The 24,370-nt window shown below is 59.4% G+C and carries 22 protein-coding genes and 1 tRNA gene; 13 read left to right on the top strand and 10 right to left on the bottom strand.

From position 1 onward, the window contains the following. Window positions 1–41: 41 nt before the first annotated feature. Together CFBP6623_RS26910 and CFBP6623_RS19410 are read left to right on the top strand one after the other, a co-directional pair. Window positions 42–278 carry a hypothetical protein gene (locus CFBP6623_RS26910; RefSeq protein ID WP_046798996.1) on the top strand — a complete coding sequence of 79 codons (237 nt, stop codon included), beginning with the start codon at window positions 42–44 and terminating at the stop codon, window positions 276–278. Then, a complete protein-coding gene (locus CFBP6623_RS19410; RefSeq protein WP_046798995.1) occupies window positions 263–2,071 on the top strand; it encodes an ABC transporter ATP-binding protein/permease in 1,809 nt (602 codons plus the stop codon). The genes CFBP6623_RS26910 and CFBP6623_RS19410 overlap by 16 nt, the downstream gene beginning before the upstream one ends. A gap of 39 nt (window positions 2,072–2,110) precedes the next feature. Here the strand turns inward: CFBP6623_RS19410 and CFBP6623_RS19405 are convergent, their stop codons facing one another. Then, window positions 2,111–2,305 carry a hypothetical protein gene (locus tag CFBP6623_RS19405; RefSeq protein WP_046799408.1) on the bottom strand — a complete coding sequence of 65 codons (195 nt, stop codon included), beginning with the start codon at window positions 2,303–2,305 and terminating at the stop codon, window positions 2,111–2,113. Between the two features lie 172 nt (window positions 2,306–2,477). Here CFBP6623_RS19405 and CFBP6623_RS19400 point away from each other — a divergent pair, with 172 nt between their 5' ends. From CFBP6623_RS19400 to CFBP6623_RS19385, 4 genes are all read left to right on the top strand, one after another. After that, on the top strand, window positions 2,478–2,867 hold the full coding sequence (locus CFBP6623_RS19400) for an acyl-CoA thioesterase (protein WP_046798994.1): 390 nt from the start codon (window positions 2,478–2,480) through the stop codon (window positions 2,865–2,867). Between the two features lie 171 nt (window positions 2,868–3,038). Continuing rightward, a complete protein-coding gene (locus CFBP6623_RS19395) occupies window positions 3,039–5,282 on the top strand; it encodes a polysaccharide deacetylase family protein (protein WP_046798993.1) in 2,244 nt (747 codons plus the stop codon). 237 nt (window positions 5,283–5,519) lie between these two features. Next, window positions 5,520–6,560, top strand: a complete 1,041-nt coding sequence (locus tag CFBP6623_RS19390) for a four-carbon acid sugar kinase family protein (RefSeq protein ID WP_046799407.1) — start codon at window positions 5,520–5,522, stop codon at window positions 6,558–6,560. Window positions 6,561–6,564: 4 nt separating this feature from the next. Continuing rightward, the gene (locus CFBP6623_RS19385) at window positions 6,565–7,272 is read left to right on the top strand and encodes a FadR/GntR family transcriptional regulator (protein WP_046798992.1); all 708 of its coding nucleotides are present in this window, start codon (window positions 6,565–6,567) and stop codon (window positions 7,270–7,272) included. A gap of 34 nt (window positions 7,273–7,306) precedes the next feature. Here the strand turns inward: CFBP6623_RS19385 and CFBP6623_RS19380 are convergent, their stop codons facing one another. The 3 genes from CFBP6623_RS19380 to CFBP6623_RS19370 are packed head-to-tail and all read right to left on the bottom strand — an operon-like array spanning window position 7,307 to window position 10,580. Beyond that, window positions 7,307–8,425: an iron-containing alcohol dehydrogenase gene (locus CFBP6623_RS19380; protein ID WP_080842859.1), complete on the bottom strand. Its 1,119-nt coding sequence runs from the start codon at window positions 8,423–8,425 to the stop codon at window positions 7,307–7,309. A gap of 5 nt (window positions 8,426–8,430) precedes the next feature. Continuing rightward, window positions 8,431–9,387, bottom strand: coding sequence for a 4-hydroxythreonine-4-phosphate dehydrogenase PdxA (gene pdxA / locus CFBP6623_RS19375; RefSeq protein WP_046798990.1), 957 nt, complete (start codon window positions 9,385–9,387; stop codon window positions 8,431–8,433). After that, entirely contained in the window at window positions 9,384–10,580 is a 1,197-nt protein-coding gene (locus CFBP6623_RS19370; protein WP_046798989.1) for a sialidase family protein, read from the bottom strand. Before CFBP6623_RS19370 ends, pdxA begins: the two co-directional genes overlap by 4 nt. 322 nt (window positions 10,581–10,902) lie before the next feature. Here CFBP6623_RS19370 and CFBP6623_RS19365 point away from each other — a divergent pair, with 322 nt between their 5' ends. From CFBP6623_RS19365 to CFBP6623_RS19335, 7 genes are all read left to right on the top strand, one after another. Next, window positions 10,903–12,411, top strand: a complete 1,509-nt coding sequence (locus CFBP6623_RS19365; RefSeq protein ID WP_046800045.1) for an ABC transporter substrate-binding protein — start codon at window positions 10,903–10,905, stop codon at window positions 12,409–12,411. Window positions 12,412–12,484: 73 nt separating this feature from the next. Further along, window positions 12,485–13,399, top strand: a complete 915-nt coding sequence (locus CFBP6623_RS19360) for an ABC transporter permease (protein WP_046800009.1) — start codon at window positions 12,485–12,487, stop codon at window positions 13,397–13,399. Window positions 13,400–13,414: 15 nt separating this feature from the next. Then, the gene (locus CFBP6623_RS19355) at window positions 13,415–14,338 is read left to right on the top strand and encodes an ABC transporter permease (protein WP_046800008.1); all 924 of its coding nucleotides are present in this window, start codon (window positions 13,415–13,417) and stop codon (window positions 14,336–14,338) included. Beyond that, the gene (locus CFBP6623_RS19350) at window positions 14,331–15,974 is read left to right on the top strand and encodes an ABC transporter ATP-binding protein (protein WP_046800007.1); all 1,644 of its coding nucleotides are present in this window, start codon (window positions 14,331–14,333) and stop codon (window positions 15,972–15,974) included. The genes CFBP6623_RS19355 and CFBP6623_RS19350 overlap by 8 nt, the downstream gene beginning before the upstream one ends. Then, window positions 15,971–16,852: a dihydrodipicolinate synthase family protein gene (locus CFBP6623_RS19345; protein ID WP_046800006.1), complete on the top strand. Its 882-nt coding sequence runs from the start codon at window positions 15,971–15,973 to the stop codon at window positions 16,850–16,852. Before CFBP6623_RS19350 ends, CFBP6623_RS19345 begins: the two co-directional genes overlap by 4 nt. Window positions 16,853–17,050: 198 nt before the next feature. Next, window positions 17,051–17,140, top strand: a tRNA-Ser gene (locus tag CFBP6623_RS19340). A 345-nt stretch (window positions 17,141–17,485) separates the two neighbouring features. Further along, window positions 17,486–17,848, top strand: a complete 363-nt coding sequence (locus CFBP6623_RS19335) for a hypothetical protein (protein WP_046799999.1) — start codon at window positions 17,486–17,488, stop codon at window positions 17,846–17,848. Between the two features lie 133 nt (window positions 17,849–17,981). Here the strand turns inward: CFBP6623_RS19335 and CFBP6623_RS19330 are convergent, their stop codons facing one another. From CFBP6623_RS19330 to CFBP6623_RS19305, 6 genes are all read right to left on the bottom strand, one after another. After that, window positions 17,982–19,085, bottom strand: coding sequence for an agmatine deiminase family protein (locus tag CFBP6623_RS19330; RefSeq protein ID WP_046800042.1), 1,104 nt, complete (start codon window positions 19,083–19,085; stop codon window positions 17,982–17,984). A gap of 268 nt (window positions 19,086–19,353) precedes the next feature. Next, window positions 19,354–20,283: a sugar phosphate isomerase/epimerase family protein gene (locus tag CFBP6623_RS19325; RefSeq protein WP_046799998.1), complete on the bottom strand. Its 930-nt coding sequence runs from the start codon at window positions 20,281–20,283 to the stop codon at window positions 19,354–19,356. 56 nt (window positions 20,284–20,339) lie between these two features. Then, window positions 20,340–21,281, bottom strand: a complete 942-nt coding sequence (locus CFBP6623_RS19320; RefSeq protein ID WP_046799997.1) for a sugar phosphate isomerase/epimerase family protein — start codon at window positions 21,279–21,281, stop codon at window positions 20,340–20,342. An 83-nt stretch (window positions 21,282–21,364) separates the two neighbouring features. After that, window positions 21,365–22,537: a Gfo/Idh/MocA family protein gene (locus CFBP6623_RS19315; RefSeq protein ID WP_046799996.1), complete on the bottom strand. Its 1,173-nt coding sequence runs from the start codon at window positions 22,535–22,537 to the stop codon at window positions 21,365–21,367. An 82-nt stretch (window positions 22,538–22,619) separates the two neighbouring features. Continuing rightward, window positions 22,620–23,522, bottom strand: coding sequence for a sugar phosphate isomerase/epimerase family protein (locus tag CFBP6623_RS19310; RefSeq protein WP_046799995.1), 903 nt, complete (start codon window positions 23,520–23,522; stop codon window positions 22,620–22,622). Window positions 23,523–23,546: 24 nt separating this feature from the next. Continuing rightward, entirely contained in the window at window positions 23,547–24,368 is an 822-nt protein-coding gene (locus CFBP6623_RS19305) for an ATP-binding cassette domain-containing protein (RefSeq protein WP_052819391.1), read from the bottom strand. Between the last annotated feature and the right edge of the window lie 2 nt (window positions 24,369–24,370).

Genomic DNA, 24,370 nt, shown 5'->3' with positions numbered 1-24,370 from the left:
GCGGTTTATCCGCCCCTCTGAAATTATTCGGATTTTGTGCAATGCAGGAAAAGAAAGCAAGGATCATTTCCGGGGACATCCGCATTGTTGCTACGGGCCGCGAGGTTTGCCCGCGCGAAGATCTATCCGCGCTTTTCAATCGCCGCCGCCGGGATTTCGCCGGGATTGTGGACAAGGTCGAACAGCGTGTTATTGCTTGGCATCGCAAGGCGCAGAATCGCGACCCGCTTTCTTTGCCGACTGACGTTTCGGAATGGAATGAATGGCAACAACCGTGACCGACGATCAGCGCAAGAGCGCGGCTAACCCTTCGGGTTTCGATCTCGATTTTCCTGCGCAATTGCGCATGATGGGCAATGCCTTCTGGACATCGCCGGTGCGTAACCGGCTGATATTGCTGTCGTTTGCTCTGCTTACGGTAATATTGCTGACGGCCTACGGGCAGATCCGCCTCAACGAGTGGAATGCGCCGTTCTACAATGCGCTGGAGCGGCGCGATCTTGATGCCTTCATTCACCAGCTCGAGGTCTTCGCGATCATCGCCGGGCTGCTGCTTCTCCTCAATGTCATCCAGACCTGGCTCAACCAGATGACGGCGCTGAACATGCGCGAGGGTCTTGCCAAGGATATGGTGGATCAATGGCTGAAGCCGGGCCGCGCCGCCCGTCTTGCCGGTTTCGGCACGATCGCCATCAATCCGGACCAGCGTTTGCATGACGATGTCCGCAACCTTGCCGAAAGCAGCACGGCGCTGTCCATCGGTCTCGTGAACGCAACGATCCTGCTTATTAGCTTTATCGGTGTTCTCTGGGGCCTGTCGGCGGGTTTCTCCATCACCATCAATGGCGATCTTGTCCCTATTCCCGGGTATATGGTCTGGGCCGCAATCCTTTATGCCGGTTCTGCGTCTTTGCTGAGCAACCTTGTCGGTTATCGTCTGGTTGGGCTGAACGCCGAACGTTATTCGAAAGAGGCTGAACTGCGCTTTTCCCTGATGCGCGCCAGCGAAAATCTGGCCGCGATTGCGCTGGCCCGCGGTGAAAAGAATGAACGGCGGCGGATCGGTGTCGATATTGATGCCGTGCTCGGTGTGATCCGGGGGCTGGCCATGGCGCTGACGCATCTGACCTGGGTTTCGTCGGGCTATGGTTGGCTGGCGGTTGTTGCGCCGATCCTGATCGCTGCCCCGGTCTATTTTTCCGGCAACCTTACCTTTGGCGGGCTGATGATGGCTGTCGGCGCCTTCAACCAGGTCAATACCGCGCTTCGCTGGTACATCGACAATTTCGGCCCGATTGCAAGCTGGAAGGCGACATTGCAGCGCGTCTCGGTGTTTCGCAACGCCTTGATCCAGATGGACAGCGTCGAACAGCACGGGCTGGCGATTGATCTGCAACGGAGTGCGGAGAATGAAAAGATCCGCCTTCGGTCGGTCACGATCTGCCGTGATGCAGGCGGGCAGGATGTGGAGCGCGGTTTCAGACTGCGTGAGGCGAATGTGGAGATCGGGCCGGGCGAGCGGCTGATGATCAATGGCGAGCAGGGCGTGAACCGGCGGCTGTTATTTGCCGCCATGGCGGGATTGTGGCCCTGGGGGCAGGGCAGAATAGAAATGCCCGAACAATCCGACACGCTGTTCATTGCCCAACATGGCTATTTGCCGACGGGTTCGCTGCGCGAAATTCTGGCCTACCCACGTGCGCCGCAGCGGTTTGCCGAGGAGGATTATGTCGCGGCGCTCATCGCGTGCGGGCTTGGCGATATGGCGCCCCGTCTCGATGAAAACATCCGCTGGGACAAGAAACTGGATCCGGACGAACAGGCCAGCATCCGCGTCGCCAACGCCCTGTTGCTGAAGCCGAAATTCGTTGTCATCGACGATTTGCTGGAAGGGCTGGAGAAACAGACGCAGGATACGCTGGCCGAGGTTTTGAACGGCATCGACGGCGCGGCGATCATCTATATCGGTCGCTCTGAGACGTTTCTGTCGGTTCTTTCCCCGGCTGTCGCCCATCTGGACCACGCCGTACCGAAGGAAAATATCGCCAAGCGCGATGGCAATCCGCAATAGTCGTCTCGCTATGTTACCCTTTGCGTTGATCGCGGCGGATCACAGCCGCAAATGCCATTTTTCCAGGTCGAGCCGCTGTTGTTTGGCGAGATTTATGGTGGTCTCCGGTCCCGCCTGCGAACGCAGGGCAATGGTTCCGGTCGCCAGACTAACGGCGATAACGCTTGCGACCACCACGATGATGCGGTCGTAACGTTGTTGTATCGTGTTGTTCCCACTCCAGTCATAGGCCATTCGCACGCCCTCGCGTTTTTTGGAATCGTGCCCCATCATGGTTAACCGAAGCTTACGATGGCTTTGTGATTCCTTGCTGTTTTGGAAGGGCTGCCGCGATAAATCAGCTATTGGCTGATGAAGCGCGGTTGTCTAAGTCCGGCAGCGGAGGTTTGTGAAAGGAATTTGACATATGGACCAGCAACCGCCCGCCGATATGGAACTCACCCTCAGAACGCTTGCGATGCCCGCCGACGCCAATCCGGCCGGCGATATTTTCGGCGGCTGGGTGATGTCGCAAATGGACCTTGCCGCTTTCGTCCGCGCCAACGATGTGGCCGGCGGCCGCACCGTGACCGTGGCTGTTAATGAAATCGTCTTCAAGAAGCCGGTCAAGATCGGCGATACATTGTGCGTCTATACCCGGATAGAGAAGGTTGGGCGTACCTCCGTCACGCTCAAGATCGAGGCCTGGACCCGCAGGCATTATCAGGATTCGCGCGAAAAGGTCACGGAAGCGGTCTTCATCATGGTCGCGGTGGACGACAATGGCGAGCCGCGCCCCGTCCGCAAAGACGCGTGAGGCGGTTCCCGTTCAGTTCGAAGCAAATTCCGAAGCGCTGAAAGAAGCTCAGGAGAGTAAGAAGCGCTTCGGCTCCGGCAGTTCGATCGTCGACCGCTCAATACTTTAGAAATATCCAATTTATTTATCAATTTTTGCGATCAAGGTACGGAATAGGACGGGGATCAGGCTTTGACCATTCCAGGTGTTGTTATTGTCGGCGGCGCTCACGGCACGCTTGCTCTTGCCCGCAGCCTTGGCGCCCTGAATGTGCCTGTTTATTATCTCACCCATGATTCACCCCTGCCGGGCTGGTCGCGTTTCGTGCGGGAGACGATCCGCTGGGCCGGCCCGCACGATGCCGGGGCGTTGCCGTTTTTGCGGGAAATGGCCGAAAAGCATCATCTGAAGGGCTGTCTGCTCGTGCCATCCGGGGATGGCGAGGTACAGCTCGTTTCACAACATCGCGAAGAACTCTCCGCCCTTTACAAAATCATCCTGCCGGATTGGCAATCCCTGCAATGGTTGTGTGAGAAGCCGCTGCTCTACAAACGCGCGGCGGCGCTTGGCGTCAGCTTTCCCCGAACCTATGCGCTGACATCGACCGCTGACATCGATGCGCTGGACGCGACGTTTCCCGTCATTCTCAAGCCGAATATGGGTGGCGGCGATACCGTGATCTCCCGGGCGAAGGTCGTTCGCGCCGATGACCGGCAGGCGTTGAAAACTGCCTTTGCCGATGCGAGCGCGGAGATAGGTGCAGGCAATGTCGTGGTGCAGGAACTCATTCCTGGCGGTGGAGAAAGCCAGTTTTCCTATGCGGCGCTATGGCGCGACGGAGAACCGGTTGCCGAATTCACCGCCCGGCGCACGCGTCAATATCCCGTTGATTTCGGATATACCAGCACCCGCGTCGAGGTTGTCGACAACCAACAGGCGACCGAGGCGGCCCGGACGATATTAAAATCGGCCTGCCACAGCGGTCTGGTCGAGGTGGAATTCAAATTCGACGGTAGGGATGGTTCGCTGAAGCTTCTCGATGTCAATCCGCGCCCATGGTCGTGGTTCGGGCTCAGTTCGGCGGCGGGCGTCGATCTTGGCGCGCTATTGTGGCAGGTTGCCAATGGCGTACCCGCCGGCCAGTCCCAGACTGTGCGACAAGGTGTGTCGTGGTCCTATCTTGTCCGTGATGCGGTTGCCGCCTTTACATTAAGCCGGCGCGGCAAGGCAGATATCGGTGACTACGTTGCGTCTCTGGACAAGGTCCGCAGCTGGGCCGCTTTTGCACTGAATGATCCCTTGCCGGGTCTTATCGATCTGCCGCTCACCGCGTGGAGAGTCGTCAAAAAACGGGTTCTACCCGGCCTGAAGTCAAAACAATCCGCAACGGTTTCCTGGCAGCCGGTAAAGCGCCTCTTGAAATACGGAGCCATAAGGGCCGGGCTGGAGGCGAGTTCTCTGCCCGTGGTCCGCGCCGCATTTCCGTCCCTTGCCGGGCGTGGCGTGATCTTTACGCTTCATCATGTGCGCCCGGGGGCGGCCATCTCGCCTTTTGCGCCCAATGTGCAATTGTCCGTCACGCCGCAGTTTCTGGAAGAGGCGATACAGGCCGCACTCGAATGTGGTCTCGTTCCCGTCCACCTGCACGATTTACCGGCGCTGCTTGCCGACAATCGCGAAGGCCGGTCTTTTTGCGCCTTCACGCTTGATGACGGTTATCGCAATAATGCCGATCATGCCGCGCCGGTCTTCCGCAAATATGGCATTCCCTACACGATTTTCATCACACCGGGTTTTGTTGAGCGGATGCGCAGCCTGTGGTGGGAAACCGCGGCTGCGCTGACGCAAAAAGCCGCATCGTTTGACTTCGATTTCGGCTCTGGGTCAGAGCCTGTGATATCCGCCACGCCTCAGCAGAAGGCGGAAGCATTCACGCGCCTGGAGAATTTCGTGCAGAACTTTTCAGAGGATGAGGCAGTGGAAAGGATCGACCGCGTCGCGAGGCAGCACGGCATCGATCCCATAGCGATCGTGGATGAGCTTGTCATGGATGCGGACGAACTCAGGGCGCTGTCGGACGATCCTCTGGTGCATTTCGGCGCACACACCATGACGCATGTGAATATGCGCAAGATAGATGCCGCGCGTCTGGCGCAAGAGATCAGGGAATCGACCCGCCGGTTAGAGGCTTATGTCGGCCGTCGGCCACAATCCTTTTCTTATCCCTATGGCTGGACAAAGGCCGTGGCAGAGCGTGAGGCGCAGGCGGTGCTTGACGCGGGGTTTTCCGTGGCGGTCACCACGCAGGCTGGTGTTCTTGGCCCTCATAGCCTCGAAAAGCCAACGCAGTTGCCGCGTGTTTCGCTGAACGGGCGCTTTCAAAAGAAGCGTTTTGTCAAAGCGCTTATCTCAGGGCTGCCTTTCCGGTTCATCTAGCGGCGACATCCTGTTTGTCGTCTTTCGCCTTGCCTGCGGATCTGCATGCCGGCGGGCCGCATTTGCCGTTTGTCTCCATCGTTTCTGAATTCGGCGATGGTCCGGCGGGCCTCTTCATGGCCAGCAAGCCAATCCGAGAGCCTGCATAATAATTTTTGTTATTCACATCTGTTTATCTATTGATTATAAATAAATTTATTGAGGTAAAACATTACAACTTTTTTGAAGGCTCCGCCCGTGCTGCTGATTTTCGCCGATGATTTGACAGGCGCTCTCGACGCCGCCGCACCCTTTGCCGGGCGCGGGCTGGCGACTGAGGTTGCGATCGGGCTTGACGGTGTACCCGCAGCACTGGCGGATGCGCCTGCTGTTCTCGGCGTCAATCTGGGTTGTCGTGACGGTGATGCGGATGAAGCCGGGCACCGCACGCGGTCACTATTGGCGCTGGTTCCAGCGGATACCATCTTGTTCAAGAAGGTCGATTCCCGGCTGAAGGGGCATATTGCGGTTGAAATGGATGCGATGTCCTATCGGCACGCGCTTGTCGCGCCCGCCATCCCTGATTTTGGACGTATCGTTGTTGGCGGGTCTGTATCCGGCTTTGGCATTGATGTCGTCATTCCCGTTCATGAGAAGCTCGGCGGACATGCTGGTCGCTGCACGATACCCGACACGCGATCGCAGGGCGACATGCGGGAAGCTCTCACCGCCGCACAGGCTGAAGGCGTCGATCTTCTGGTCGGCGCGCGCGGGCTTGCCGAGGCGCTGGCCGAGGCAATGACGGGGCGGACTGTTCCCGAGACGGCGATCATTCCGACCGGCAAGGGACTTTTCGTCGTTGGTTCGCGTGATCCGATTACGGTAGAGCAAATGGAAGCGCTTGAGCGTGCCGGGCTTGCGTCGATTATCGATGCGCCCAATGGTGCCGTGCCTTCCCATGCATATGATGGTTCCGGCCTGACACTTGTTCGTGCAGCGCAAGGGGCAGAAGATCTTTCACCGCTTATCGTTTCCGATCGGCTGGCGGAGGGCGTTGTGCCGCGCTTCACGGCAGGTGCCAGCAGGCTGCTTCTGTCGGGTGGGGCGACGGCCGAAGCTGTGCTGCGCGCCATGGGCATTTCTCGTCTGCGTCTTGCCGGCGAATGTCTGCCGGGCCTGGGCGTCGGCTGGTGTGGCGACCAATGCATCATTGCGAAGTCCGGCGGTTTTGGGCAAGCTGACACGTTGAAACACATTGCGAAAATGATGCTTGGCGTAAACGACGCTGGAGAGAGCTGACCAGATGGGGTTGATGAAAGAAACGGCGCGCAAGGCACTTCCGGACATTATTTTCGAGAGAATGCACAGGGCGATCAAATCCGGTGCTTACAAGCCGGACGAACGGCTGCCGACAGAACACGAACTCGCGATGGAATTCGAGGTCTCAAGGCCGGTGGTGCGTGAGGCGCTGCGGCGGCTGCGCGAGCAGGGATTTATCTATTCCCGAAGAGGGTCCGGCAGCTATGTGCGGGCTTTCGGCCTGCGCGAGCCGCTCGGCTTCGGCCAGCTGGAAAATGTCGCCGACCTTCTGAATTGTTACGAATTCCGGCTGACGCTGGAGCCGGCCGCGGCCGCTGCGGCGGCATTACGGCATGATGGCGAGAGGCTTGCGGCGATCAAAAAGGCGCTCGAATTGATGCGGGACGCCACCAATCGCCAGTCCCACCGCGAGGATGCCGACTACCAGTTCCACCTCGCCATCGCGCGGGCGGCCAGGAACAGTTATTTCTCCACCGCGATGGAGGCTCTGAAAGATCATATCGCGATGGGAATGAAGTTCCACGGCATGTCGGTAAAGCGCGAGGCCTCCGGCCTGACGCGCGTTTTTGCCGAGCATGAGGCCATTGCGAAGGCTATCGCCGATGGAGATGCCGAGGCGGCGCGTCAGTTGATGCTCCAGCATCTAACGGGATCGCGCGACCGTCTGTTCGAGTCTTCGCATTCGGATTGAGGCCGATGCGCCCGGAGGCGCGCCGGCCATTCTTTCAAAAGGCGCGGCGGTAAATGCCGAGTACATCTTCAAGGCTCATATCGACCGGATTATTGTCCATCAGCCGGCGGATGGCGTGTGCGTCCTCGGCATAACGGGGAAGATCGGTCTCTGTCGCTCCATGCCTTGCCAGCGACATTTCGATGCCGAGCCCGGCGCAGAAATCCGTTGCCGCCTTGCGCAGATCATCAGGCGAAAGATGCTTGCGAAGCCCCAGCGCATCTGCCACTTCCGCTGTTTTTGCTGAAACCGCAGGCTGGTTGAAGGCCAGAACATGCGGAAAAACGATGGCATTCGCCAGTCCGTGTGGCAGGTTGAGAAGCGTGCCGAGCGGATAGGCGATGGCGTGGCCGGCCGCCGTATTGACCGGGCCGAGGCAGATGCCGCCATAATAGGAGGCAAGCATCATTCCCTCACGGGCTTCAGTATCCGCGCCATCGCGAACGGCGCGCGCCAGATATTTGCCGACCAGCGCGAAGCCCATGCGGGCAAACCCGTCGATCATCGGGTGAGCCTTGCGGTTGGTGAAGGCTTCGACACAATGGGCCATGGCATCCACGCCCGTCGCTGCCGTCACGGCTGATGGCACGGAATAGGTCAGCTCCGGATCGAGAACCGCGAAATCCGCGATGAGGTAAGGGCTTTCGACCGCGATCTTGTTGCCCTTGACGGGATCGGTGATCAGCGAGCGGATGCCGGCCTCCGAGCCGGTGCCCGCAGTGGTGGCGATTTGCACCAACCGTGTATCGCACCCTGTGACCCTGTTCGGTCCGGCCACCTGTTCGAGCGTCTGGCTGGAATTCCACAATGCGGAGACCAGCTTTGCCACATCCATCACGGAACCGCCGCCGAGGCCGATGACGAGATCGGGTTTGGCGGCGCGTGCTGCCGTCAATGCTGCATTGAGTGTCGCCGTGTCCGGCTCGCCGGGAATGGCATCGAAGACGGTGAATGGGCCCTGCAATTGCAGACGGTCGACGAATTTCGCCGTCAGTGGCGTGGCGATCACCAGGGTCGATGCGGTTTTGCCGGCGAAGGCGCCGACCTGCGCGATGGTGCCTGCGCCAACGGCGAGCCTGCGTGGCTGATGGAGGAGAATGGGAGCTATGGACATGGTGTTTATCCTTTCGCGCTCTTGCCCGCCACGAGCTTGCGGGCATAGGCGATGGCCTCATTCATGTTGCCGTGATTGGCGATGCCCTTGCCGGCAATGTCGAAGGCCGTGCCGTGATCGACGGAGGTGCGATCTATCGGCAGATCGACCGAAACGTTGACGGCGGTATCGAAGGCCACGAGCTTGATCGGGATATGGCCCTGATCGTGATATTGCGCCACGACGAGATCGAAAGCGCCGGAATAGGCCCGGTGAAACACGGTATCGGCGGAAATCGGCCCCTGCACCTCGATGCCTTCGGCGCGTGCGGCGGCGACCGCCGGGGCGATCTGATCGTCATCTTCGGTGCCGAACAGACCGTTTTCACCGCAATGCGGATTGATGCCGGCAACCGCGATGCGCGGCCGCTCGTAACCGATGCGCTTCAGGTGGGCATTGCCGGCGCGGATGGTCGCCAGCACCCGCTCCGTCGTCGCCCGGCGAATGGCGTCTTGCAGGGAGACATGGGTCGATACGTGGATGACCTTCAGCCGTTCGGAGGCAAGCAGCATATAGGCGGCCGAAGAGCCGGTGAGGCTGCGCAGCATGCCGGTGTGGCCGTCATAATGGTGACCGGCAAGGTTAAGCGCCTCCTTGTTGATCGGTGCGGTGACGATACAGCCGATTGCGCCCGCTTCGGCATCGCGCACGGCCTTTTCGATGAAACGGAAAGCGGCGTCACCAGCCACCGGCGACAGCGTACCCCAGGGCAGCGGCGCGCCCTCGATGGGCAGATCAACCACATGCTGCGAGAGATCAATGTCAACGCCAAGCGCATCCCGCGCCGCCAGAAGCGTGGCGAGGTTGCCGTAAATCCGCGTCGCGGCCCGGTCAGGCGCGGACATTTCAGCCAGCGCCCTGACGGTGACCTCAGGGCCTACGCCGCAGGGGTCGCCCATGGTGATGCCAATAATATTGCTCATCTTTTTTCCTCGTCCTTGGCCTCGGCCCAGCCGGGCGCCAGCCGGACATATTTGATTGCGCGGCGATGATAGGTGTAGCTTGCGTGCAGCGTACCGTCCGGCGCTTCCAGAAGCCATGGATAGGACATTTCCAGATTGCGGCCGTCAGTCGAATCGTTCGACAGGCAGGTGCCTGGACCATCTTCGATCAGGATACGGATGGGGAAGCTGCGCCCATCGTCATCGGAGATGCAGATGGAAACCGGCGCGCGCGACACGCCCCAGACGGGCACGCATCCGCCTGTCGGATCGGCCTCCGGCCTGCCGTCATCCTCTCCAAGCTCGTCATAAAGCGAGGCGCGCCGGTCGCTCGATTGCGCGGCGCTGACGGGATTGCAGATCATCGCCAGCCGGCCGTCACCGAGCTTGATTGCGGCGATGGAGGAATTGTTGTTCGGCACGTCGGTCGGCTGCGGCTTTGACCAGGAGCGGCCGCCATCGGCGCTTTCCGTGCGGTAAACGAAATCGGCCTGCCGGCGACGGAAGAAGGCGGAATAGCGCGTATTACTGCCCACAACAGGACTCATATGCACGCAGCCGGTCGAATCTCCTAGGTCTTGCAAGTGCCACGTCAGGCCATTGTCCTTGGATATGCCAAGCGCTGCCGTATCGTGGCTGCCGTTCCATTTCTGGCCGGGGCGCTGGATGCAGCGGAAGATCGGCAGCAGCCAGGCGCCGTCATCACGAATGCGCAGCGGCGCGCGGATGAAGCAGCCCTTCGGGAGATCGAGAAAACGCCCCTCTTCGGAGATGAGCTTTTCCGGTGCCGTCGCATCACGGGTGACACGCGCCATGCGGATGCGGCATTCGTCTTGATTGCCGGAGGGCTGGGCGGTGTGAAACAGCCAGAGGGCGCCATCCGGCGCGGTGAAAAGAACCGGGTTCTGTTCGGAATGGGCAGGATCGTGGCTCAGGCGCTGTGGTGCGCCCCAGCTGGTAGCGCCGGGCATCAGCACGGAAGCGAAGATCGAAATATCCGATTTTCCTTCCAGCGTGCCGCCGAACCACGCGCACAGCAAAGCGCCGTCATCAGCCAAGTGCAGAAAGCTTGCGTGGTTCTGGATCATCGGCGACGGCAGAAGCGCTTCCTGCCGTTTTTCTGACGTGGCGCGGATGGCTCCGGTCATGGCGTGAGCGATGTCATCAGGGGTCATCGTGGTCTCCTCTTGGCCTGATGAAAATGGCATATTCGAAAAGTTGTCAAGTTTATTTAAACAAAAACCGGGTCTTATAGGTTTTGATTATTACATCTAATTATCTGTTTTAAAATAATAATAATTGTTATTATGGCGCGAATAAAAAATGCTTACGAAAAATAAATTGACAAAAAATGTGATAGCGCCGATGCTCTGTTCACGGGTGGAGGAGACGATCATCCGCACGCCATGCTCCTCGATGCAGGAGGCGGGGCTTTTTTTAAAACCCCTTGCGGCACGCCGCCATGTTGCTGAATTTCTGATCTGGGAGGAGAACGGAATGAAGAAGTCATTGATTGCGGGCGCCCTTGTTTTGGGTTCCCTCAGCGCTGCGGTTTCGCCGGCGCTTGCGGCATCGGGGCCGATCAAGATCGTGCTGGCGGAAGAGGCTGACCTGCTGGAGCCCTGCATGGCGACCCGCTCCAACATTGGCCGCATCATCATGGAAAATGTCAGCGAGACGCTGACCGAGCTCGATGTGCGCGGCAAGAACGGCGTTCAGCCGCGGCTTGCCGAAAAATGGGAGCAGAATGCCGATGGAAGCTGGCGCTTCCATCTGCGTGAAGGCGTGAAGTTCTCTGACGGCACCACCTTCGACGCCAAGGACGTGAAGCACAGCTTCGAGCGTATCATGAGCGACAAGAACGCCTGCGAATCCCGCCGTTATTTTGGTGGCATGACGGTGACGCCTTCGATTGTTGACGACCACACGATCGACTTCAAGACAGACCCGGCCCAGCCCATTCTGCCGTTGCTGATGTCGCTGGTCACCATCGTTCCTGAAGAAACCAAGATGGAATTCATCCGCGAGCCTGTCGGTACCGGACCTTACAAGCTGACCAACTGGACGCCGGGCCAGCAGATCGTTCTGACTGCACGTGACGATTATTGGGGCAAGAAGCCGCAGGTGACGGAAGCGACATATCTTTTCCGTGCCGATCCTTCGGTTCGCGCTGCCATGGTGCAGACCGGCGAGGCCGATCTTTCGCCCTCCATTTCCCAGCTCGACGCGACCAATTCGAAGACCGATTTTTCCTATCTTGATAGCGAGACGGTTTATATGCGCCTCGACCACAACATCGCGCCGCTAAACGATGTGCGGGTGCGCCGCGCGCTCAACCTCGCCATCGACCGTCAGGCCTTCCTCGGCACGCTGGTTCCGGAAGGTGCAGTGCTGGCGACCGCGCTGGTTCCGCCGACGACGCTTGGCTGGAACCCCGACGTCAAGGTTTTCCCTTACGACCCTGACGGCGCAAAGAAGCTTCTGGAAGAAGCGAAAGCTGCCGGTGTGAAGGTGGATACGCCGATCACCATCATCGCACGCACGGCGAATTTCCCGAATGTCACCGAAATCATGGAGGCGATCCAGCAGCAATTGCAGGACGTCGGCTTCAAGATCGACCTGAAATTCGTGGAAGTGGCCGAACACGAGAGCTATTATTCCAAGCCTTTCAAGGAAGGTCGTGGACCGCAGATCGTCGCTGCCATGCACGACAATTCCAAGGGCGATCCGTCTTTCACCATGTTCTTCAAATATGCCACCAAGGGCACGCAGTCCGGCTTCTCGGATCCCAAGGTGGATGACCTGATCGAACGCGCCTCCGCAGCCGTCGGTGACGAGCGCGCCAAGCTCTGGTCCGAACTCATCGCCTATTTGCATGATGATGTCGTGGCCGATGTGCTGCTGTTCCATATGGTCGGTTTCTCCCGCGTTTCCGAACGTCTGGACTTCAAGCCCACCATCGCCACCAACTCGATGCTGCAGCTTTCGGAAATCGGCATCAAATAAAGCCCCGAACCTTAAGCCAATGAGCGGCGGCAGGGCGAAAGCCTTGCCGCCGCGTTGAACCCCGGAGGCAACCATGCTGAGCTTCATCCGAAAACGTTCCGTTGCGAGCCTGATCTCCCTGATCGGCCTCATCGTGATGGTTTTCTTCCTGTCCCGCCTGACGGGTGATCCGGCCGCGCTGTTTTTGCCGGTGGAGGCCTCGGAGGAATTGAAGCAGCAGTTTCGCGCGCTGCATGGGCTGAACGATCCGCTGATGGTGCAATTCCTGCGTTATGCGGGTGATGTGATGACGGGTGATCTGGGTGAATCGCTCCGAAAAGCCCGCCCGGCGCTGGATGTGGTGCTGGAGGCTTTCAACTGGACGCTCTGGCTCGCGGTCATCACCATGTCGCTGGTTACCACTGCGGCCATCGTTGTCGGCTCGCTTGCGGCTTTCCGGTCCGGTGGCTTTTTCGACCGCATGGCCTCGACCATTTCGCTCGTCGGCGCTTCGGTTCCGGATTTCTGGCTGGCAATCGTGGCGATCGTCGTTTTTTCCGTCAATCTCGCATGGCTGCCCACATCAGGCACGGGCTCGGTGCTGCACTGGATATTGCCGATCTCGGTGTTGTTCGTGCGCCCCTTCGGTATCATTGTGCAGGTGGTGCGCGGCTCGATGATCGGGGCTTTGTCGTCGGCTTACGTGAAAACGGCGCGCGCCAAGGGTGTGAAATCCGGGCCGATCATCTTCATCCATGCCCTGCGCAACGCCATGCTTCCCGTCATCACCGTCATCGGCGATCAGGCCGCAAGCCTTCTCAATGGCGCCGTCATCGTTGAAACCATCTTCGGGTTTCCGGGTGTCGGCAAGCTGATGATCGATTCCATTCTTCAGCGCGATTTCAACGTCGTTCTGGCCGCCATTCTCGTGACGGCGCTGGCGATCTTCCTGATGAACGTACTGATCGATATCGCCTATGCGCTGCTCGATCCGCGTATCCGGCACTGAGGAGGCCATTCAGCCATGAGCCTTTTGAACGCCGATACCGAGATCATCGATGAGCCGTCCTTTGCAATGCGCATGCTGCGCATGTTGTGGGCGGATAAATTCGCACTCTGTGCCGCGATCTTCCTCGTCGTCATCGTCATACTCGCCTTTGTCGGCCCGGCCTGGCTTGGCGATCTCGCGACGAAACAGAACCTGCGCGGACGTAATCTCGCGCCGTTCGACTGGCAGCGTGAATGGTACTTCTGGCTGGGAGCGGATGCGCTCGGCCGCTCGCTTCTGGCGCGCATCGTCGCCGCCACGCAAAACACGCTGATGATCGCCGCCGGCGCCGTGCTTCTCTCCGCTGTCACCGGGACAGTGCTTGGCCTCATCGCCGGTTTTTCCTCAAACCGCGTCGGCCAGATCATCATGCGGCTTGCCGATGTGATCATGTCGTTTCCGTCGCTGCTGATCGCGGTCATCGTGCTTTATCTGCTCGGTTCCTCCATCCTCAACCTGATGCTTGTTCTGGCGATCACCCGCATTCCCGTTTACATCCGCACCACAAGGGCCGAGGTGCTGGAGGTGCGCGAGCGCATGTTCGTGCAGGCGGCAAGGGTGATGGGCGCATCGGGCAAACGCATTCTGTTCCGCCACATCTTGCCCGTGGTGCTGCCAACGCTGACGACGCTTGCGACGCTCGATTTCGCTTATGTAATGCTGGCGGAAAGCGCATTGTCCTTCCTTGGCATCGGCATTCAGCCGCCGGAAATCACCTGGGGCCTGATGATTTCGCAGGGGCGGCAATATCTCACCAATGCCTGGTGGCTGTCCTTCTGGCCGGGCCTTGCCATCATCCTCACCACCCTGTCGCTCAACCTGCTTTCCAACTGGCTGCGCATCGCGCTAGACCCCGTGCAACGCTGGCGGCTGGAAATGAAAGGCCGCAAGCATGGCTGACCATCTTCTCGACGTGCGCAATCTTTCCGTGGAGTTTCACACCGCAAGCGGTGTCGTCCATGCGGTCAAGGATGTTTCCTACCATATCGACCGTGGCGAAACGCTGGCGATCCTCGGTGAAAGCGGCTCCGGCAAATCGGTATCGTCCTCAGCCATTATGAACCTCATCGACATGCCGCCCGGACATATCAGCAGCGGCCAGATATTGCTTGACGGCAAAGACCTTCTGACCATGCCGGCAGAAGCGCGCCGCGAGGTCAACGGCCGGCGCATCGCCATGATCTTTCAGGATCCGCTCAGCCATCTCAATCCCGTCTATACTGTCGGCTGGCAGATCCGTGAGGCGATGACCACCCATGGCATGGGCAAGGCGGAAGCTGAGGCGGAGGCAAGGCGGCTTGTCGCGCGTGTCGGCATTCCCGATCCGGATGGCGCCTTGAGGAAATATCCGCATGAATTTTCCGGCGGCCAACGCCAGCGCGTCATGATCGCCATGGCGCTGGCGCTGCAGCCCGACCTGCTGATCGCCGACGAACCGACCACCGCGCTTGACGTGACGGTGCAGGCGGAGGTGCTGTCCCTGCTCAAGGAGCTGCAGCGGGAAACCGGTATGGCCGTACTCATCATCACCCATGATCTCGGCGTCGTCGCCGAAATCGCCGACCGGGTAGTGGTGATGGAAAAGGGCGTGCTGGTGGAAGCCGGCACGGTTCGCGAGGTCTATCGCAATCCGCAGCACCCCTATACCCGCAAGCTTATCAGCGCCGCCCCCGGCCGGGGCGAAATGCACGAGCCGCAGGCGGTGGGCGAAGCGCTGCTCAGCGTGCGTGACGTGCGCAAGCGGTACGGCGCATTCGAAGCGCTGAAGGGGGTTTCCTTTGATCTGATGGCTGGTGAGACTATTGCTGTCGTTGGGGAAAGTGGTTCCGGCAAGTCAACGCTGGCGCGCATTCTGCTGCGGCTCGATGAGCCGGATTCGGGCAGCGCCTTGTGGAAGGGCCGCGATCTCTTCAAGCTTCCGCCTGCGGAACTCTTTGCGCTCCGGCGTGATCTGCAAATGGTGTTTCAGGACCCCACCCAGTCGCTTAATCCCCGCATGACGGTGTTCCAATTGATTTCCGAGGCCTGGGTTATCCATCCGGAGATATTGCCCAAGGCAAGATGGCGCGAGCGGGTCGCCGAATTGCTGCATCAGGTCGGCCTGTCTCCGGAACATATGCGCCGTTATCCCCACCAGTTCTCCGGTGGCCAGCGGCAGCGGATCGCGATTGCCCGTGCCTTGGCGCTTGAGCCGAAGCTCATCATCTGCGATGAGGCGGTCTCGGCGCTTGACGTTTCGGTTCAGGCGCAGGTCATCGCGCTTCTGGACAAGCTGCGCCGCGAAATGGGCCTCTCCTTCATCTTTATCGCGCATGACCTGCCGGTGGTTCGCGATTTCGCCGATCACGTCATGGTCATGCAGCGCGGCGAGGTAGTGGAATTCGGCAGCGTCCGGCAGGTTTTCGAGGCGCCGCGCGAGGAGTATACCCGCGCGCTGCTTTCGGCGAGCCTCGATCCCGACCCCGATATGCATTCCGCGCGCGGCCCGGCGGATGCCGGCCATGTCATCGGAAATTCAAGTGGAGTTCTTTCATGACCAAACAAGCCTTCGTCGCGCTCGTCACCTGTTTCAACGAGGACGAAACGATCAATTATGAAGCCACGCGCGCGCAGGTGCGCCGCCAGGTGGCGGCTGGCAACAACATCATGTGCGCCGGCACCAACGGCGATTTTACCGCGCTGACCCATGAAGAAAAAATCCGCCTGACCGAAGAAGTGGTGGACGAAGTGGCCGGTCGCGCCAAAGTCATCGTCAATGCCGGCATGCCCGCCACATTCGAGACCATACAGCTTGCCAAAGCCTTCGACCGTATCGGCGTCGATGGTATCGCCGTTATCACGCCCTTTTTCATCGCATGCACGCAAGATGGCCTGATCCGCCATTTCTCGACGGTGGCCGATGCCGTTGAGACCCCGACCTATCTCTACGATATCCCCGCCCGCACCCAGAATCACATAGAGCCGGAAACCGCGCGCAAACTTGCAACCCATGGCAATATCGCCGGCATCAAGGATTCCGGTGGCGCGCAGCAGACGCTGGAGGCCTATCTCCAGGTGGCGAAGGAAATATCCGGTTTCGAGGTCTATTCCGGCCCCGATCACCTTGTTCTGTGGTCGTTGCAGAACGGCGCGGCAGGCTGTATTTCCGGCCTTGGCAACGCCATGCCGGATGTGCTTGCCTGCATTCTCAATGCATTCAACGCCGGCAATATCACTGAGGCTGAACGCCAGCAGGCGATCTACACAGCCTTCCGCACTGACCTCTACGCGCTCGGTTTTGCGCCCGCCATGGTCAAGCGCTCGCTCTATCTTCAAGACCCCTCCGTCGGCGCCAGTCGCCAGCCGGCTCTGTTGCCCGATCCGGACCAGGACGACCGAATTATGGAAATCCTACGGCGCTATCAACGGCTCTAACAACTCGGTCGGACATGATGTGCACGGTTGCAGGCCGCGACGCGTCACATTAAAAATATTCACGAAAACCGCCAAAAGCCGAAGCGTTTCTCCACCATCGTCCATGACGAATAATTTGTGACACAAACACGAAATTTCCCTTGTCAGCCCGGCTATTGATGTTTATGAGGAGCGCGCAACGCAAGCGTTCGCGCATGCGGAGAGGTGGCAGAGTGGTCGAATGCACCGCACTCGAAATGCGGCATACCTGCAAGGGTATCGTGGGTTCGAATCCCACCCTCTCCGCCAAAATTTGCCTTGGGCAAGCAAGGTTTTCCCGCGATTTTTTGAACTTATGCTATCTTTGATGCTGCTGGAAATTGCTATTTCCATACTCAGCACTTCCATGCCTCCGGACTATATGAAGCCGTTGATGGGAGGATGCGTCGTCCCCTAGTGAAGATCGATGCCATGCAAGGGCATCCGATGCGTGATCTTCGATAACAATTGGAGATCACGCGGCATCGATCTGGAAGAACAGGGGGACGCAGGCACGCGCAGGTTCATATCCGCCATTGCCTCTCGCGGTGGAGGCGCTATCATAATTGTGTCGTAAAGGACGGCGAGCTTTGGGAGGAGCGATACGTGAGACGGATGTGGCCAGATGAATTTGCCTTTCTGCTGGACGGCGCGGAAGAGGTTGACCTGCATATTCCACCGATGGAGCACAAAGATGGTTCGCCCGGGGAAACGATATCCAGAAGGGCCTTGAAAGCCCGTATCAGCCAACAGGATTTTGAGAAGATTTGGTCCCTGGCAGAAGCTCGCTATCGGTTGAACGGCCGGCTTTCGGGCAAGGCGATTACGCTGATTGCCAACAACCCTCATTACCAGAAATGGCACCCCTCCGATGGCGGTAGCGTCGAGGGCGTGTCCGATAGCGGTCAGAAATACACGACTCGTTATGTGATCGTGCATTTTCTTCTGGATGATGTTCACGAGCCTGTCGAAGCCTGAAGGTCTAAGTGCCGGTTCTTGCCAGTGGATTGGTCGAGTGGCGTCGAGGTCATTTTAGTCTTCGGCGCCATTTTCCTGCCGCCTTCGATCTTCCCGCACATCTGGCCGTCAAAGGCACATGAGCCGCGCGTGATCAGACTTTAGGTTGCTCATGGGTGGCGCAATGGATGCCGCCGCCTACCTCGCCCACCGGGTCGATATTTAACGTGATGATCTCACGGCCGGGATAAAGCTTGCCAAGAATGGCTGCGGCTCGTTCGTCGGCTTCCCGGTCGCCGAATTCAGCGGCGATGACCGCACCGTTGCAGACATAATAATTGACATAGGAAGATACGAAATCGGCGCCGTCAGCACGAATGTTGTAGGGTTCCGGCAAAATGACCATGTCCAGCTTTCGGCCCTCGGCATCGGTGGCCGCGGCCAGAATGTCATGGGTTTCGAAGGCGGCGATCGACCACGGATCATCGTGGTCGATCTTGTCTCCCATCTGGATCAGCAATTGGCCAGGCTTGACGAAACGGGCGAGTGCATCGATGTGGTAATCGGTGATATCGGCACCGATGATTCCGGGTGCCCACAACATCTTGCGCGCGCCCATCGTGTCGAGCAGCAGCCGTTCGATTTCGGCCTTGTCGCCCCGGTTGCGATTGATATTGATGAAGCTGCTTTCATGGGCGATCAAGGTGCCGTGGCCGTCGGTTTCCACTCCTCCAGCCTCGCCCACCAGCCCTGCGTCAAAAATCGGAAGGCCCATACGTTCGGCTATCCGCGCGGCAATCTTTCCGTCGGCATTGTGGGTTTGCTTGTTGCCCCAGCCGTTGAAGTTGAACTGCGTGATGGCGAGCCCACCCTTGCCATCCACAACAAAGGACGGCCCGGAATCGCGACACCACAGATCATCCGTCGGAATGTCCCATAAGTCGACGTTGCGCGACACCTGTTTACGGATTGCACCATGGTGCTGCGCTGCGGCCAGCATCACGACCGGCTCAAATTCGGCTATGGTGTTGGCGATTTTCGCGATGGTTTTCTGAAGATCGTCAAGAAAATCGGGATCGTCATGCACGGCAGGGTTCACCGGCCACTGCATGAAAGTGCGTTCATGCGGTTCGGTTTCCTCAGGATACCAAAAACCGGCGGCACGGGCTGACGGGCCTGCTGTCCGGCCCTGTGGGGCCGAGGACGAAAGGCCGGCGGTGGCAGCCGCGGCAAAAAGCAGTGTCTGGCGGCGGGTCATCATCGTATCACCATGAAAATACAAAGAAAACGATCGCTTCAGCTTATGGGTGCGCACCTTGGGTTTGCCCAGAGGTACTGCCAACCAAGGCTAAATTGTCTTGCAACTTCAGCTCATATTCCAATGTGGCTTTTACATGGATGTGACGGATAAATGCATGTCTTTTTAGGCTGAGGGCATCTTATGTGCCGGAAACGACCATTATTTCGATTGCCGTAGTGTGTTGGCTCGACTTCTCGCGAGGCGTCACGGTTTTACTCCGTTCGGTTCAGAAACCGCTTTTGGCAAGAAACACCCTGCTGGCTGCAAGGTCATCCAGAATGCTGCCGGCGTTGCGCGGGTCGCGTTCCTGCTCGATGGTGATGTAACCGCCGTAACCGAGTTCCGTCAGAAGGCTGCGAATGGCTGGGTAATCGATAGAGCCGCGGCCGATCGGGCACATGACGCCCTTGGCGCAGGCGTCGAAGAAGCGGATGCGTTCTGCCATCACCTCCTCGAAAACCGCAGCGTCGATATCCTTGAAATGAATATAGTCGACACGGTCCCAATAGCGGCGAAGCGCGGTGACGGGGTCCATGCCGGAATAGGCCATATGGCCGGTATCGAGGCACAGGCCCGCGAGATCGGCGGGAATGTCCTCAACGATCTGCTGCAACTCATCGGCAAATTCGATGTAGCCGCCGGCATGCGGATGAATGGTGGCACGCACGCCGTATGTGTCGCGGGCGAGCGTTGCGATGGCACGGATGTTTTCGACCATCCCCCGCCATGCGGCTTTATCGAGGCGCGGTGCGCGATCGGAATGGCCGGCGGCGTAGTCGCGTTCGTCATGGCCCCAGTCCATGACCGTCAGATAGGGGGCGGGAAAACGCTGGCCGGCATGGGTTTCCGGTTTTGGCAGGCGAGTGATCAGCGCGCAGATTTCGTCGGTCTGGCGCAGCAGGTTGTCGCGGTTGTCAGGTGAGACCAGGTCGTCGAAGATCGTGCCGGCAACGATCTTAAGGCCGCGCTCGTCCAGCGCCTGCGAAACGCGGCTGAGATCGAGCGGCAGATAGCCATAGGGGCCAAGTTCCAGCCCGCCGAAACCGGCGGCATTCGCCTCATCCAGCACCTTTTCCCAATGGGGCAGATGGGGATTTTTGACGTCATCGACGCCCCAGCAGCAGGGAGCGGTGGTAATGGTGATCGGGTTGGTCATGGCATCCTCGTGGCGCGATTGGTGCCGGGCCGCGTTCTGCGGCCCGGGGCTTAGCTTCAGCGGCTGATGGTGGCTTGCAGGGCATCGATGGAGGACTGGATGCCTGCCTCGGTGGACATAGTGAAATCCTCCATTTCGAGACTCACCCAGCCATTGTAACCGGCCATGCGTACCACGGAGAAAAACTCCTTCCACCATTGCAGGTCATGGCCGGCGCCGACAGCCACATAGTTCCAGCTGCGGTTGGCAACGTCAGTCACCTCTTTCAGCTCCAGCAGGCCGTTCACATCGGCCAGCCCGCGTTCGATGCGGGTGTCCTTGCCATGGCAATGGTGGATCCCGTCGCCGAGGGCTCGGGCAGACGCGATGGGGTCGGCCCCCATCCACATCAGGTGTGACGGATCGAGATTCATGCCGACCGTCGGGCCAACCTCGTTGCGCAGGCGAAACAGGGTTTCCGGGTTCCAGACGAGCATGGCCGAGAAATTCTCGAGCGCATATTTTTCAACGCCCGCTTCCTTGGCGAGCTTCACGAGCCCGTGCCAGAGTGGGAAGGCGCGGTCTTCCCACTGGTAACGGTCGCGCTCCGGCATCTCGTTCGGCCAGCTCTTGGTGTAGACGAGCCAGTTCGGCACCGTGTCGCCGGGTGCAGCCTCCGGCAGACCGGACATGGTGACGATCTTCGTTACGCCGATTTCGCCCGCCAACCGAACCGTATCCTGCATTTCCCTCAGGTGGCGCTTGCCCATATCGCCGGGATCTAGCGGATTGGCAGAGCAATTCAGCGCGGCGATCTCGAGGCCGCGGGCCTCGATTTCCTTTAGTTTGGACTTGAGCAGCCCCTTGTCCGCCAGAAGTTCGTCCGCCCGGAAATGTGGGCCGCTGGACCAGCCGCCGCCAGTCATCTCGATGCCCTCGACGCCGAGCGCGACACATTTGTCGAGCATTTCGGTGAAGGGCAGGTTTGCCATGACGTCGGTACAAATTGCGAGTTTCATCGTGTCGTCTTTCTAAAAAAGGCATGGGGACGCGCTTGAGGAGGAGGAGGACGGGAGAGTGGTCCGGCGCGCCCCCAAACTGGTTATGCGAAGTCGACCCAGGCGGCGCCGGCATCGGCCGAACGGACGCAGTTTTCCAGCCAGCGGACGCCTTCCGTGCCAGCCGTGATGCCGGGATAATGGTGGGTTTTCAGAAAAGCCTGATCGTTGCGATTTGCCGCGTCGATCGCCTGGGCGATCCAGAGATAGATGTTCGACCAGCTGTCCCCGAGACCTTCAGTATGCAGCGCGCCCATGCGGTCGATGGCGAGGCTTTCCTGTTCCAGATAGGGCATGCCATGGTGCATAATGCGGCCGGGTTCGCCCTGAACTTCGTAGATCAGCTGGTCGGGATGGGAATCGGACCATTCGAGCGACGCCTTGGAGCCGACGAAACGGTAACGCTGCGACCCCATATTGCCGGCATTGACGGAGGAGACCCAGAGGCGGCCGCGCGCGCCATTGTCATAATGCATCAGGACGGTGGCGTGATCTTCCAGCGGCGCGCGCGTGGGGATGAAGGCCTTGCGGTCGCAGAGCAGCCGTTCCACCTTCATATGCGGCAGCACGACTTCCGAGAGATAATAGAGATGCGTGCCGATATCGCCCAGCACGAAGGTCGGGCCGGCAGTGCGTGGGTTGGTGCGCCATTTGACGGCCTCGCCCGCGCCCACATCGTCGCCGGCATTGAAACCATGGGTATATTGCAGGTCGACGATACGGATGTCGCCCAGCATTCCCTTTTTGACCATGGCAGCCATCTGATGGACGAGCGGATGCCCGGTAAAGCCATAGGTGACGCCGACGATGAGGCCCTTCTGTTCGGCCAGCCGCGCCACTTCCTCGCATTCCGCCACGGTGAAGAACAGCGGTTTTTCGCAGATGACATGCAGCCCGGCTTCAAGGCAGGCCTTGGTGATCTCGTAATGGGTGAAATTGGGGGTGGCGATGGAGACGACGTCCACACCGTCTTCGCGCGTCGTCTCGCCGGCAATCAGCGCCTTGTAGTCCGCATAGCAGCGTTCCGCCGCCACGCCGAGATTGACGCCGAAGTCTCTGCCTCGTTCGGCATCGAGGTCGAAGGCGCCCGCGACGAGCTGGTAGTTGCCGTCGCGCAGGGCGCCGGTGCGGTGCTTGTAGCCCACCTGTCCCGTGCGTCCGCCGCCCACCATGGCCCAGCGCAGCGGGCGCGAAATCAGTTTTTCTCCGTTGATCATGTCAGTCGTCTTTCCATTTGATGTTGCGAATGGCCGCGGCGGGAGGCGGGGTCCGCCTCGGGCTCAGCGCCGGTTTGCCGCGTCATTTCTTGAAATAGAGGTCGATATAGTCCTGCATTTTGGCGCGCATGAACCGGCTCGATTCATCGGCCCTGTCCTCCCAGGCAAAGACGCAGGAGGTCATGATGCCGTCGAAGCCGATTTCAGCGAGCGTGCCGAAGAAATCGTCCCACGGCACCTCGCCCTGGCCAATATTCAGGTGCTGGTGCACCCGCGCCTGTGTGCCCGGCGGATTGAGGATATAGCGAAGCCCGGAGCTGGCCTTGTGGTTGAAGGTGTCGCCCACATGCACATGCGCCAGCACATCCTTCGCTTCGCGCAGCATCGCCTTGGTGTCGTCGCCGAAATAGAAGGTGTGCGGTGCGCAATAGAGGAACTTCACATTCTTCGAATTGACCGTGCGGATGATGTCCAGCGCCGGCTGCAATGTCTCGCACCAGTCCTCGGGATGCGGCTCGACATGCAGGTTGATGTTCTCGCGCTCGAATATCGGCACCAGCTCGTCCATCGAGCGCCACCAGGCGTCCTCGCAGGCCTCGATCATCGAGCCGGTATGGCAGCAATAACATGACCCCTTGTCGGGATGCGGACCACGGCCGAACTCGGAGTTCATCGTGTCGACCTCCAGTTCGATGGCGATCTCAATGGCGCGCTTCCAGTGTTTCACTGCCGCCTGCCGTTCGGTCTCATCATTGGAAGCCCAGCGATACATGGGCAGCAAAGAGGCGATGCCGACATCGGCGTCCTTCAGCGCCTTCTTGAAAGACCTGATCCGCTCGGGAAAGACGCGCGGCGCCTTGAACCATTCGAGGAAATCCGCGCGCGGGCTGAGTTCGATCCAGTCGTAGCCGAGTTCCTTCACTTTGGCCGGAAGCTCATCGAGGCTGGTGAAACGATGCATGTGGGGGTCGATGGCGATCTTCATCGGTCTTGATCCTTGCTTTATGTCTTAATTCGAGGGTGGCTGCGGCGGATGGCCGTCATGGCTGGCCATGTAATTTTCCACCTCCGCGCCGAGGTCGGCGAGCGCTTCACCGCCGGCCATCAGATCGGTGATTTCCTCGCGGGATTTTTCACCCTTGCGGAAGTTTGCGGCGACCGCGCCGCGAATGAGCACGGCGAAATGGTCGCCGACGGCAATCGCATGGGTGACCTGATGGGTGATGAAGATCACTGCGATGCCCCGCTTGCGCGCTTCCAGCACGATGCGCAGGACATGGGACGCCTGTTTCACGCCCAGCGCTGCCGTCGGCTCATCGAGGATCAGAACACGTGCACCAAAATGCACCGCGCGAGCGATGGCGAGCGATTGCCGCTCACCGCCGGAGAGCCCGCCGATCAGGCGGTCGCCGTCATCGATGCGGGTGATGCCGAACTCCTGCACCGCCTTGACGGCGATTTCGTTTGCTCTCTTGCGGTCGTAGATCCGGAAAGGCCAGAAACCCTTGGTCGGTTCCGCGCCGATGAAGAAAGAGCGACCAATGCTCATCAGCGGAAAGGTCCCGCCGAACTGGTGTACTGTGGAAATGCCCATGCGCTGCGCATCGCGCGGCCCGTCGAAATCGACCGGCTTTCCATCCATCAGCACTTCGCCGGAACTGGGCTGGTAGACGCCGGCCAGCGTCTTGATCAGCGTGGATTTTCCAGCGCCATTGTCTCCCAGCAGGCAGAGCACCTCGCCGGCGCGCACCTTCAGCGAGATATCGTGAAGAACATCGATGGGGCCGAAGGATTTGTTGACGTTTCTGAGTTCGAGAATGGGTGTCGACATCG

Source organism: Agrobacterium tumefaciens, assembly GCF_005221385.1.
GTDB classification, from domain to species: Bacteria; Pseudomonadota; Alphaproteobacteria; order Rhizobiales; family Rhizobiaceae; genus Agrobacterium; species Agrobacterium tomkonis.
Note: the sequence above shows the minus strand (reverse complement) of the source record. Positions and strands in the feature narration are given on the sequence as shown.